This window comes from Acidobacteriota bacterium (genome assembly GCA_035471785.1).
Classification (GTDB): domain Bacteria; phylum Acidobacteriota; class UBA6911; order RPQK01; family DATIPO01; genus JANQFM01.
Map to the genome: position 1 here is coordinate 1 of DATIPQ010000014.1, position 12,049 is coordinate 12,049.

Annotated in this window: 12 protein-coding genes; 6 read left to right on the forward strand and 6 right to left on the reverse strand. The window is 63.4% G+C overall.

Going from position 1 to position 12,049, the window contains the following annotated elements; translation table 11 throughout:
• The 5 genes from VLU25_02055 to VLU25_02075 form a co-directional block, all read right to left on the reverse strand.
• Positions 1-323, reverse strand: a 323-nt coding sequence (locus VLU25_02055; protein ID HSR66697.1) for a hypothetical protein, incomplete at its 3' end; no start/stop codon positions are given.
• Between the two features lies 1 nt (position 324).
• Positions 325-528 carry a hypothetical protein gene (locus VLU25_02060; GenBank protein ID HSR66698.1) on the reverse strand — a complete coding sequence of 68 codons (204 nt, stop codon included), beginning with the start codon at positions 526-528 and terminating at the stop codon, positions 325-327.
• A gap of 29 nt (positions 529-557) precedes the next feature.
• Complete coding sequence (locus VLU25_02065; GenBank protein HSR66699.1) at positions 558-3,260, reverse strand: ABC transporter permease; 2,703 nt, start codon at positions 3,258-3,260, stop codon at positions 558-560.
• Positions 3,257-3,619 (reverse strand): PadR family transcriptional regulator, encoded by a 363-nt coding sequence (locus VLU25_02070; protein ID HSR66700.1) that lies wholly within the window; start codon positions 3,617-3,619, stop codon positions 3,257-3,259. Before VLU25_02070 ends, VLU25_02065 begins: the two co-directional genes overlap by 4 nt.
• A gap of 343 nt (positions 3,620-3,962) precedes the next feature.
• Positions 3,963-4,430 carry a hypothetical protein gene (locus VLU25_02075; GenBank protein HSR66701.1) on the reverse strand — a complete coding sequence of 156 codons (468 nt, stop codon included), beginning with the start codon at positions 4,428-4,430 and terminating at the stop codon, positions 3,963-3,965.
• Between the two features lie 76 nt (positions 4,431-4,506).
• Between VLU25_02075 and VLU25_02080 the strand changes: the two genes are divergently transcribed.
• A complete protein-coding gene (locus VLU25_02080) occupies positions 4,507-5,001 on the forward strand; it encodes a metallophosphoesterase (GenBank protein HSR66702.1) in 495 nt (164 codons plus the stop codon).
• Here the strand turns inward: VLU25_02080 and VLU25_02085 are convergent.
• The gene (locus VLU25_02085) at positions 4,998-6,227 is read right to left on the reverse strand and encodes a M48 family metallopeptidase (GenBank protein HSR66703.1); all 1,230 of its coding nucleotides are present in this window, start codon (positions 6,225-6,227) and stop codon (positions 4,998-5,000) included. The genes VLU25_02080 and VLU25_02085 overlap by 4 nt on opposite strands.
• Positions 6,228-6,321: 94 nt before the next feature.
• Between VLU25_02085 and ggt the strand changes: the two genes are divergently transcribed.
• From ggt to VLU25_02110, 5 genes are all read left to right on the forward strand, one after another.
• On the forward strand, positions 6,322-8,019 hold the full coding sequence (ggt, locus tag VLU25_02090; GenBank protein ID HSR66704.1) for a gamma-glutamyltransferase: 1,698 nt from the start codon (positions 6,322-6,324) through the stop codon (positions 8,017-8,019).
• Between the two features lie 38 nt (positions 8,020-8,057).
• The gene (locus tag VLU25_02095; GenBank protein ID HSR66705.1) at positions 8,058-9,872 is read left to right on the forward strand and encodes a DNA mismatch repair protein MutS; all 1,815 of its coding nucleotides are present in this window, start codon (positions 8,058-8,060) and stop codon (positions 9,870-9,872) included.
• Between the two features lie 48 nt (positions 9,873-9,920).
• Complete coding sequence (locus VLU25_02100) at positions 9,921-10,115, forward strand: hypothetical protein (GenBank protein HSR66706.1); 195 nt, start codon at positions 9,921-9,923, stop codon at positions 10,113-10,115.
• On the forward strand, positions 10,057-10,521 hold the full coding sequence (locus VLU25_02105; GenBank protein ID HSR66707.1) for a hypothetical protein: 465 nt from the start codon (positions 10,057-10,059) through the stop codon (positions 10,519-10,521). Before VLU25_02100 ends, VLU25_02105 begins: the two co-directional genes overlap by 59 nt.
• A gap of 64 nt (positions 10,522-10,585) precedes the next feature.
• Complete coding sequence (locus VLU25_02110) at positions 10,586-12,025, forward strand: FAD-linked oxidase C-terminal domain-containing protein (GenBank protein ID HSR66708.1); 1,440 nt, start codon at positions 10,586-10,588, stop codon at positions 12,023-12,025.
• Positions 12,026-12,049 lie beyond the last annotated feature (24 nt).

Sequence of the window (12,049 nt, forward strand, 5' to 3'; positions counted from 1 at the left end):
TTGCGGATTAAGGCGGGACGGGAAATTTCCAAATCGCCGAAATTGGCGCGGCCGTGGCCGTCCCAGGCCTCCTCGAAGGAGACTCCCGAAACAGAGTTGAGAATGTCGATGCGCACGGGAGGGAGCCCCATCTGATAGACGGTGCCGGGGGATGTCAGATCCTCTTCGGTGAGATCGTGTAAGGGGGCGCCGAACATCTTGAGAGCGGCCATCACTCTTCCGGCGTTCTCAGGCGTGGGGTCGATGAGCACATCGAGATCGCCGGTGGCGCGGGGTTCGGCCCAGAATCCGACGGCATGGGCGCCCACCAGCAAGAATCGCACTTCATGAGCGCAGAATTCGCGCAGTAGATCGAGGAAATCCTTCGGGACCAGGGAACTCTCCTTTCATCCGCCAAGCCATCTCAGACAAATCGCAAACAACCTCGATGCGCTCTTCCGGGCTCAAACTCTGCCAATGGGCCTTGTCGAAGGTATCGTCGATGTCCGACAAAGTCGTCTTGCGGCTTGTGATGTCACGTTTCTGCACGATCTGATTCTATCATTACATCACGTCACCTACTCGGCGCGGAGGGTTTGGGCAGGGTTTATTTTCAGGGCGCGAAGGGCCGGAGCCAGGCAGGCCAGGGCGGCCGTGAAGGAGAAGAGGAGGGCTACCGAGAGGTAGACGCCGGGGGAGAGAGGGGAGACCTGGTAGAGGAGCCCGGAGAGGGTTGAGGAGAAGAGGGCGGCGGAGAGGAGGCCCAGGGCCAGGCCCGTCAGCAAGAGGCGTCCGGTGGTGAGGGTGAGCAGGCGCAGGACGTCGGGACGGCGGGCCCCCAGGGCCATGCGCAAGCCGATCTCGCGGGTGCGCTGAGTGACCAGGAAGGCCAGCACGCCGTAGAGTCCCACCACCGCCAAGACGAGCGCCACGGCGGCGAAGAGTCCCATGAGGACGGTAGGCGTCCGGCGCGGGGCTTGGGCCAACTCCACCAAGAGCGGCAAGGGGACCACCTCGAGGGGCAGGTCAGGATCGATGGAGGCCACGCGCGAGCGCACCGTCTCGGACACGTCCTGCCACGGACGCGAGGTTCGCAGCAGAACATTGAAGAAGCCCTGAGGCGATTGCGATAGAGGCTGGTAGATGGCCATGTTGTCGTCGCTCTCCAGAGCCCCGGCCTTGAAGCCTTCAGCCACGCCCACGATCTCCATCCAGTGGAGATTGCCCTCGGGGCCGGCGGCGTAGGCCAGACGGCGTCCCACCGGCGACTGGTTGGGCCAGAGGCGCTCGGCCAGCCTGCGGTTGACCATGCAGACGGCACGGCTCTGGGCGTTGTCATCGGGCCGGAAGGGACGTCCGGCCAGCACGGGGACCCGCAGCACCTCGAAGAACCCGTCGCTGACCACGCGCTCTTCGGCAAGCTGCTGTGCCTGGCGCGCTTCCTCCACGCTTTGTCCCTCGACAACGAAATGTCCGGCGCTGTTGAGCTGGGTGAGGGGGAGGAAGTTGGCGGCGGCGCTCTGCTCGATCCAGGGCAGGGAGCGCAGTTCGCTGAGGGCGCGGTCGGCGAACCGCTCCTGTTGCTCAGGCTGCGGGTAGCGTCCTCGGGGCAGGAGGAACTGCACGGCGGTTACGCCTTCGGCCGTGAAACCGGGATCGATCGTCTGCAGCTTGAGGAAGCTGTTGAAGAGCAGTCCAGCCCCAATACAGAGGAAGACGGCGACGGCGATCTGGGCCATCACCAGGACCGCCCGCAGGCGCTGGTGAGCAGGCGAGGCGCCGCGTCCGCCCTCGCGCAGCGAGCGGATGAGATCGAGTTTCAGGGCCTTGATTCCGGGGGCGATGCCGAAGACGATTCCCGTCAAAGCGCCCACCAGCAGCGACAAAGCCAGGACGGGGGCGCTGAGTTCCACCGGCCCCATGTCGGGCAGGTAGTCGCGCACCAATGCCGTCAGCCACTGCAGACTTGACCAGGCCAAGGCGATGCCCAGCAGCGAACCGGCCACCGCCACCAGCAACGACTCGCTGAGAAGACGGCGAAAAACCTGCCCCCGTGAAGCGCCCAGGGCGGCCAGAACGGCGATCTCGCGGGCGCGGGCCGGGAGGCGGGCCAATTGCAGGTTGGCCACGTTGACGCAAGAGATCAGCAGCAGCAAACCTACCGCGCCGAAGATCATGAGCAGTCCCCCGCGGCTGTCCTGCACGGCCTGCTCGCGCAGCGGACTCAGCACCGGCTGCATCCCCTCGCCGATCTCAGAAAAACGGGCCGCCATGTCATCGGCCAGCGGCTGAAGCTGCTGGCGAGCCTGCGGAATGGAGACTCCGGGCTTGAGACGGGCCACCACGTAAACCGAACGCGAAGAGCGCATCTCTGGATCGGGCGCATAGGGGAGATAAAGCTGCGTATTCCACTCGTGCAGCCCACCCAGCAGGTTGACGGGCGGCGGAAAACGCATTCCCGCGGGCATGATGCCGACGATTTCATGGGCACGGGCGTCGATATCGATGGTTTTCCCCAGCACCCCGAAGTCGCCTGCGAAGCGACTCTGCCAGAGCCCGTGATCGATCACCACCACCGGCGCCGCCCCTTGCAGGCAGTCCGCCGCCCGCAGCGGACGTCCCCGAACCGGACTCACGCCCAGCAATTCGAAGAGATCGCTGTCGACGATCATGGCCCGCAGCCGGGCCGGATCGGCCTCGTCTCCGCTCAGCGTCACGCTGCTGCTGCGGAATCCCGCCATCGATGTGAAGGACTCGGCGCCGCTCTTCCAGTCCAGGTACTGAGCCGGCGAGAGCGGAAGATGGTCGTATTGGTAGCGGGGGTCGTACTCCCAAAAGAGGACCAGTTGATCAGGGTCGTGGTAGGGCAGAGGACGCAGCAGCACCGAATACACCAGGCTGAAGATGGAGGTGGCGGCTCCGATGCCCAAGGCCAAGGTGATGACGGCCACCAGGCTGAAGGCTGGGGACTTGAGGAGCGTGCGGGCCGACTGGCGAAAATCGCGTATCCAGTTCATGACGAAAAAGTCTCCTGTCGGCGTGCGGCGGGGCGGGGACGGCGCCTGGTCCCGGCCTCGAATGCGCAGGCGATAGGCGGTCCTGACCAGGTCGGCGATCATCTCCTTCCAGAAACGCAAGGCCCCCCAGAACCCCTCATAGAGCGGGTCGCGGCGCTGAATGCGAAAGGCCTCGATGAGGGCTTGCTGGTAGCGCGTCCTGAACCAGTTTGGCAAGACGGCCAAAAGCCGCTCATAGAAGCGCTGACCCCATGCGGGACTCACGAACTCACCTCCGAGTCGGGGGCCAGGTTGCGGCTGCGTGCGAAAGAGAGAATCTCGTCCAGGCGCCGCAGCTCGGCTTCCATCGCCCGGCGTCCCAGCCCGCTGATGCGGTAGTAGCGACGCTGCGAATGGTCGTCTTCGCCGCCTCCCGGGCACTCCTCGATCAGGCCCTTGGCCTCGAGGCGGTGGATGCCTTCGTAGAGCGTCCCGGGGCCCAGCCTGATGCGTCCCCGGGTGCGCTCTTCCACCTCCTGCTTGATGGCGTAGCCGTGGCGCGAGTCCTCGGCCAGGCAGAGCAGGATGTGCAAAGTGGCGGGGGTCAGCGGCAACAGGTGCAGGATGGTTCTTGATTCAGCCATGAGCTCTCCTGACGTTCCAAAATCCTATCGGTTTCCGACATGTCGGCTGCCGATAGGTTACGCCTGTTGCTGGGCTCGGGTCAAGAGGATTTTTTGCTTGTCATTGCTTGCCAGGGAACGGGCTCAGGGGCTTCCGGTCACTCTGGTGGGGATCGCCGCAAGGATGCGCCTCCCACCCGGCCTGAATCGGTTCTGCTCGGCTTCGTCGATGAGCAGGCTGGCGGTGTAGTCGGTGGGAGATGGTCCCACCCGGCATGAATCGGTTCTGCTCGGCTTCTCGATGAGCAGGGTGGCGGTGTAGTCGGTGGGAGGGATGGTCTGGCACTCCCCACCCGGCAGTGAATCAGTCCTGCTCGGGCTCGGCGATGAGCAGGGTGGCGGTGTAGTCGGTGGGGGGGATGGTCTGGCCTTCCTTGGGATACGGGAGGAGGTCGGTGAGACGCAGGAGGTAGTTGCCCTGGCGGGTTTCGGCCAGCTCGGGGCTGCCCGCCTGGGCGGTGAGCTGCAGCGAGTGCTTTTCTTCGCCCTGGCGCAGAGTGAGGCGGATGGTGGCGCGGCCCTGCCAGATGCAATCGACGCCTTGGGGACAGCGGCTGTCTTCAAGCACCTCCTCGAAGGTGACGGTCAGGTCTTGATCCGCGATGCGGGCGCTGCGCCCCAAGGGCAGTTGAAAAGGCATGTCCATTTGAGCTGCCAGGACGGTAGGGTCGGGAGGCGGCGTTTGTTGGGGTGCGGGATCTTGGGGCGCCTGCTGGCATCCCAGCGAGGAGAAGCCCAACCACAAGGTCAAAAGAAGTTGCTTGGCTATCATTATCTTCTAGGATGGCGCCGCATCCAGACTGTTGCAAATGCCAGGTAGAGGATAAGATGCCATCAGGAGGCCGCCTATGAAGATCGCCGTATTCTCTGACTCTCACGACAACATCTGGAATCTGGAGGAGGCGCTGGGCAAAGCGGGTGACGCCGAGGCCTGGATTCACTGCGGAGACCTCTGCTCGCCTTTCGTGGTCAAGCAGATCGGAGAGGCGGCGCAAGGACGTCCTGTGCACGTGGTGTGGGGCAACAACGACGCCGACGCCCGGCTGATCTGCCGCATCGCCTCGGGATTCGAAGAGTTCCACTTGCACGGGCAGATGGCCGAAATGAACCTGGCCGGACGCCGCATCGCCGTCAATCACTATCCCGAGATCGCCCGTCCGCTGGCCAAGAGCGGGGACTACGACCTGGTCTGCTATGGGCACGACCACATCCGCCATCACTCGCAGGGCGGAGGGACTGCGCTGCTCAATCCCGGGGAGATCATGGGGATGAAAGGGCAGGCCACCTTTGCAGTGGTTGATCTGGGGGATATGTCCGTCGAGTTTGTGGAGATTGGCGGCTAAAGCGAACGGAGGGCGCGGATGCGCTCGACCATGGGGGGATGGGAGTAGTTGAGGAAGACGTAGAAGGGGTGGGGCGTCAAGTTGGAGAGATTCTGGCGGGCCAGCTTCTTGAGCGCTCCCACCAGGGACTCGGCTTCGTAGGTCTGGGCGGCGTACTCGTCGGCCTGGTACTCGAATTTGCGTGAAAGGGCCTGCATGGCGATGGAGAGCAGCAGTTCGATGGGCGAGTAGAGGAGTCCGAAGAAGAGCAGGCCGGCGTAGATCGACATGTTGTCCATGTAGAAGGCCTCAAACAGTCCCGGCTCGCTGAGAAACAGGGAGAGCAGGAAGAAGAGAAGCCCCATGTAGAGAATGCTGATGATCAGGTTCTGCAGAACGTGGCGCCGCTTGTAGTGGCCGATTTCATGAGCCAGGACGGCCACCAGTTCCCGCACGCCTTGTTTTTCCACCAAAGTGTCGTAAAGAGCCACCCGCTTGCGCTTGCCGAAGCCCATGAAAAAGGCGTTGGCCTTGGAAGAGCGGCGCGAGCCGTCCATCACGAAGACGTTCTGGAGGGGGAAATCGACCCGGTCGGCGTAGTCGAGAATCGAGTCGCGCAGATCGCCCTGCTCCAGCGGTTCGAACTTGTTGAAGAGGGGCATGATCCAGGTCGGTGCGATCAACTGCAGGAAGAGCGTCCACACCACGGCGGCGGCCCAGCAGTAGATCCAGGCCTGGGCTCCCAAGGTTTGGAAGAACCAGAGAATGCCGGTCAGCAGCACGCCTCCCAGAAGCGCACCCAGGGCCAGCCCCTTGAGCAGGTCGGCGATAAAGGTCTTGGCGGTGGTCTTGTTGAAGCCGTAGCGCTCTTCGATGACGAAGGTGGAATAGATCTGAAAGGGCAGCGACAGAAGTCCCGAGGCCAGTACCAGGGCGCCGATATAAAGCAAGCCCGTCAGCAAGGGTCCGTAGCCCAGTTGACGCAGCCACAGGTCGAGCAGATTGAATCCGCCGACATGCCAGAAGGCCAGCAGCAGAACCAGATTGAAAGATGAGGTGAGGATGCCGAAGCGGGTGCGCTCGCGGGTGTATTGTTGAGAGCGCCGATAGTCCTCGGCGTCATAGACGTCCTGGAATTCCTCCGGCAGCCGTTCGGAAAGAGCCCGCAGGTTGAGCAGGTCGGAAATCAGCGACAATAGATATTCGCCCAGCAAGGCTGCTAGGATGATACCGCCATAGACATTCATAAGCGCCTTGGATTTTAGCGCGAATCGGCTCAGGCTGATGAACGGGCCGGGCTTCGCGGGGCGGCGAACGGGAGTTTGAAGCGAGGAGGCCGACATGTTTCGACGAGTGATTCTAGTAGCTGTAAGCGTACTGCTGGGCCTGCCCATGGTGGGCGGAGACCGTTTGACGGGCAAGATGTACACGACCCGTTCGCCGGTCATCGCCCAGCATGGAGCGGCGGCCACCTCCCAGCCCCTGGCCACCCAGATCGCCATCGACATCCTCAAGAAGGGCGGCAGCGCCGTGGACGCAGCCATTGCCGCCAACGCCGCTCTGGGACTCATGGAGCCGACCGGAAACGGCATCGGCGGAGACCTCTTCGCCATCGTCTGGATTGAGGAAGAGCAGAAGCTCTACGGACTCAACGCCAGCGGACGCTCGCCCCTGGCCCTCACCATCGACGAGTTCCGCAGGCGCGGACTGGAATCGATTCCCGGCGCCAGCGGACTGTCCCATTCCGTGCCGGGCGCGGTGCACGGCTGGTTCGAGCTGCACGGCAAGTTCGGACGCCTGCCCATGAAGGACGTCCTGGCCCCGGCCATCGACTACGCCCGCCAGGGATTTCCCGTCAGCGAGGTCATCGCCTACTACTGGCGCAGCGGATACTACCTGCGCAACCAACCCGGCTTCGCCGACACCTTCCTGCCCGGCGGCCGAGCTCCGGGACACGGCGAAGTCTTCCGCAATCCCGACCTGGCCGACACCCTGCAAGGTCTGGCCGAAAAGGGACGCGACTACTACTACAAGGGCAAGGTGGCCCAGACCGTGGACGCATTCTGCAAGCGCGAGGGCTGCTTCCTCAGCGCCGAGGACTTCGCACGCCACACCTCGACCTGGGTCGATCCGGTCTCGGTCAACTACCGCGGATACGACGTCTGGGAGCTTCCTCCCAACGGGCAGGGCATCGCGGCCCTTCAAATGCTGACCATCCTGGAGGGCGTCGACCTGGCCTCCATGGGACACAACTCGGCCCAGGCCCTGCACTGGATGGTGGAAGCCAAGAAACTGGCCTTTGAGGACCGGGCCAAGTTCTATTCCGACATGGACTTCAACGACATCCCGGTCCAGGAACTCATCTCGGAAGAGTACGGGCAGCGGCGCCGCGGACTGATCGATCCCGAGCGGGCGGCGCGGCGTTACGCGGCGGGAGATTTCATGCTGGAAGAGGGCGACACCATCTATCTGACGGTGGCCGACAACGACCGCAACATGATCTCCCTCATCCAGAGCAACTACAGCGGATTCGGCTCGGGATGGGTGCCCGACGGGCTGGGATTCTCCATCCAGAACCGGGGCGAGCTGTTCAACATCATGGACGAGAAGCACTTCAACGCCTACGCCCCCGGCAAGCGTCCTTTCCACACCATCATTCCCGCCTTCGTCACCAAGGAGGGACGGCCCTTCCTCAGCTTCGGCGTCATGGGCGGATCGATGCAGCCTCAGGGACACGTGCAGATCCTGGCCAACATCATCGACTTCGGACTCAACGTGCAGGAGGCCGGCGACGCCCCCCGCTTCCGCCATACCGGCTCGTCCCAACCCACGGGCGAAGTGATGGAGGACGGCGGATGGCTCAATCTGGAATCGGGCGTCTCCGCCGAGGTGCGGCGCGCCCTCCTGAAAATGCGCCACCGCGTGCGCTCGTCAGCGGGCGGGTACGGAGGCTATCAGGCCATTCTCTATGACCCCGATAACGACACCTACTGGGCCGCCAGCGAATCGCGCAAGGACGGCATGGCTGCAGGATACTAGCAAGTTCGAGTTGCGGAGTTCGAAGTGCGAAGCAGGTTATGGACCCACTAGAGGAATATAGCAGCCGGTTGGAAGAGCGCCTCGAGACCGTTGGCCGGCTGCGGGGGCGCGAGGAGCGCTTTTCGACCTGGCGTTTGCTGGCGGGCGGCGGAATACTTGCGGCCATTTGGATTTCTCTGGGGCCTCAGTGGTTCGCGCCCATCTGGATCTTCCTCCCCGCCGGCCTCCTCATCGTCCTCATCGTGGCTCACGCCCGCTTGCGTGAGGAATTGGCCCAGGCCGAAAGGGCCGCCGACTTCTATCAACGGGGTCTGGAACGCCTGGGACCGGGCAAGCCCGCGGAGGAAGAGGGGGGACGGCCGTCCTCGAAGGACGAGGGCGGACTCGACCTGATGCCCGCGGGACATCTCTATGCCTCCGACCTCGATCTGTTGGGGCCGGGTTCGGTCTTCCAGCTCCTCTCCAGCGCCCGCACGCGCAGCGGGGAGGAGACTTTGGCCGGCTGGCTCTGCCGTCCGGCCCCTCCCGAGCAGATCCGCGCCCGTCAGGAGGCGGTGCAGGACATGCGTCCGCGGCTGGACTTGCGCGAAGGTCTGGCCGTGCTGGAAGCCGAAGTCCAGGAGCGCTGCGATCCGTCGCGGCTGGTGGCCTGGGCTAGCCGTCCCTCCCCCGCGGCGACGCCTCTTCTGGGCCTGCTGGCTCCGCTGCTCGTCCTCATCACGCTGCTCACGACCGGGGTGTCCATCGCCTACGAACTGGGACCCTGGCCGCCGCTGCTGGCGCTGCTGCTGCAAGCCGCCTTCGGACTGGCCATGAGGAAGCGCGCGCTGGGGGCTATCGAGGGCATCGATGAGCCTTCGCGCGACCTGGAGTTGCTCTCCAAGGTGCTCAATCGCCTGGAAGAGGAGGCTTTCGAGTCCGACCATCTGCAAGGCCTGCACCGCAGGCTGATGACCGACGAGAAGACGCCCTCCCAGCACATCGAGCGGCTGGCCTTCCTGATGGATCTGCTGGACTCGCGGCGCAACCAGATGTTCGCCTTCTTCGCCTACCTGCTGCTCTGGACCACCCAAGTGGGCCTGGCCCTGGAACACTGGCGCCGACGCTGCGGACCCGCCATCGCCGACTGGCTGGAGGCGCTGGGCGAGATGGAAGCCCTCTCGTCGCTGGCGGGATTCGCCTTCGAGAACCCTCAGGCGCCCTTCCCCGAGGTGCTGGAGGCCGATTCCGGTCCTCATTTCGAGGGAGTCGACCTGCGCCACCCGCTGCTGGGAAGCAGCCGCTGCGTTCCCAACTCGGTCCACCTGGGGCATGAGCTGCGGCTGATGGTGGTAAGCGGATCCAACATGTCGGGCAAGACCACCCTGCTGCGTACGGTAGGCGTCAACGCCGTGCTGGCCCTGGCGGGCGCTCCCGTTCTGGCCAAGAGCCTGCGCATCTCGCCCCTGGTGCTGGGAGCCACCTTGCGCGTGCAGGACTCGCTGCAAGAGGGCAAATCGCGCTTTTACGCCGAGATTACCCGTCTGCGGCGCATCTTTGAGCTGGCTCAGCAGGGGCGTCCGCTGCTTTTCTTGCTGGACGAGGTGCTGCACGGGACCAATTCCCACGACCGGGCCATCGGCGCCGAGGGCGTCCTCAGGGCGCTGGTCGACCATGGCGCCATCGGACTCGTCACCACCCACGACCTGGCCCTGGCCAAAGTGGCCGACAGTCTGGGCGACAAGGCGGCCAACGTCCACTTCGAAGATCACCTTGAAGACGGCACCCTGGTCTTCGACCACAAGCTGCGCCCCGGCGTCACCAAAAAATCCAACGCCCTCGACCTCATGCGCTCGGTGGGTCTGAAGGTCTGAAAGGCATTCTTGCACGGCTCAAGCCCAAAGAAATAGACTAGAGAGGCGATGGAAAAAGAGGTAAAAGTCTTTTCGAGCTTTCAGGAAGCTGAGGAAGCCGATGCCGCTTATTATGCCTCACTGACCCCTCAAGAACGCCTCGACATCCTCCTCGACATGGTCGCACGCTACCGGGAGTCCCAAGGTGAAGCTGAACAGCGATTTGAGAGAGTTTATCAAGTTGTTGAACTCCCGCAAGATTAGGTATTTGGTCGTTGGCGGCCACGCGGTGGCTTTCCACGGTTACCCGCGATTCACTGCTGACATTGACTTCCTCATCAAGCCTTCGCCAGAGAACGCGGGCCTTGTAGCGGAAGCGATCAAAGATTTCGGCTTCGGAGACCAACCGAGCTTGCGGGACCAACTCACGCAGTCGGGCAAGATCCTGCAACTTGGCCGCCAACCGAATCGAATTGACCTCATCACCTCGATCAGCGGGCTGGACTTCGACGAAGCCTGGGAAGACTCAGTTGCAGGCGAACTCGACGGACTCCCCGTACGCTTCCCAAGCCGAGATTCATTGCTGAGAAACAAGAGGGCCTCAGGCAGAGCCAAAGACCTTGCTGACGTCGAAGAACTTGAGAGGGTCGCCCAAAAGGAGTCCGGCTAGACCCGGAGGCTCGCGGTATATCATCAGGCGTCACTAAAAGGACGATCTTGTATCATGAGAGGCGATGAACTCACAGCAGCGCCAGCGCCTGGTTGAGATCGTGGGGAAAGAAAACGCTTTCACCGAGGCCTCGGAGCTGCTGGTCTACGAGTGCGACGGACTCACCTTTCAGCGCCGCCCTCCCGACATCGTGCTCTTTCCCCGCTCCGCCCAACACGTCGCCGAGATCGCCAAACTGGCCTACGCTGAAGGAATCCCCTACTTGCCCCGCGGAGCCGGCACCAGCCTCAGCGGAGGAACGGTGCCCATCGCCGGAGGCATCCTGCTGGAGACCTCGCGCCTCAACCGCATCCTGGAAATCAATGCCGAAGAACGCTGGGCTCTAGTTGAACCGGGAGTGGTCAACAGCGACCTCTCCGCCGCCACCCGCGAGCACGGACTCTACTTTGCCCCCGATCCCTCCAGCCAGAGTTCCTGCACCATCGGAGGCAACATCTCCACCAACGCCGGCGGCCCTCACTGCCTCAAATACGGCAGCACCGTGCTCCACGTCAACGCCGTGGAAACGGTCACCCCCCAGGGCGAAATCGTGGTCTACGGCACGCCCCAGGGATTCAACAACGGCTTCGACCTTGTGGGCCTCTTCTGCGGCAGCGAGGGCACCCTGGGAGTCATGACCAAGGCCTGGGTCAAACTGCTGCCCATCCCTCAAAGCGTCAAGACCTTCCTGGCCGATTTCACCTCCCTCAAACAGGCCGGCGACGCCGTCTCCCAGGTGATCGCCTCTGGCATCATTCCCGCCGCCCTGGAAATGCTCGACCAACTCACCATCGAAGCGGTGGAAGACTCGATATTCGCGGCGGGCTACCCCCGCGACGCGGCCGCCGTCCTCTTGCTGGAACTGGACGGACTGGAAGCCGAAACCAGCGAGGATGCCCGCCACATCCGCTCCATCCTCGCAGACAAGGGCGCCCGCCAGGTCCGCGAGGCCCGCAACGAAGAAGAGCGCGAAAAGCTTTGGCAGGGACGCAAGAAGGCCTTCGGCGCCATGGGACGCATCGCCAAAGACCTCTACCTGCAAGACACCGTGGTCCCCCGCACCCGCCTCAGCGAGGTGCTGGAGAAGATCTACGCCATCGCCGAGAAATACGGCCTGCCGCTGGTCAACGTCTTCCACGCCGGCGACGGAAACCTGCATCCCATCCTGCTTTACGACGGCAGCGACGAAGAGCAACTGGAAAAGCTGGTCAAGGCCAGCCACGAAATGGTGGAAGTCTCCATCGAGGCCGGCGGAACCCTGACCGGCGAACACGGCGTAGGACTGGAAAAACGCGACTTCATGCCCTACATCTTCAGCGACGACGACCTGGAGATTATGCGCCGCCTGCGCAACCTCTTCGACCCCAAGCTGCTCTGCAACCCTCAGAAAGTCCTGCCCACCACCAAAGTCTGCCAAGAATTCCGCGAACGCAGCCGGCCCTGCAACGAACCAACGAGCCGGTAGCAGCAATCTGGGAGGCGCATCCTT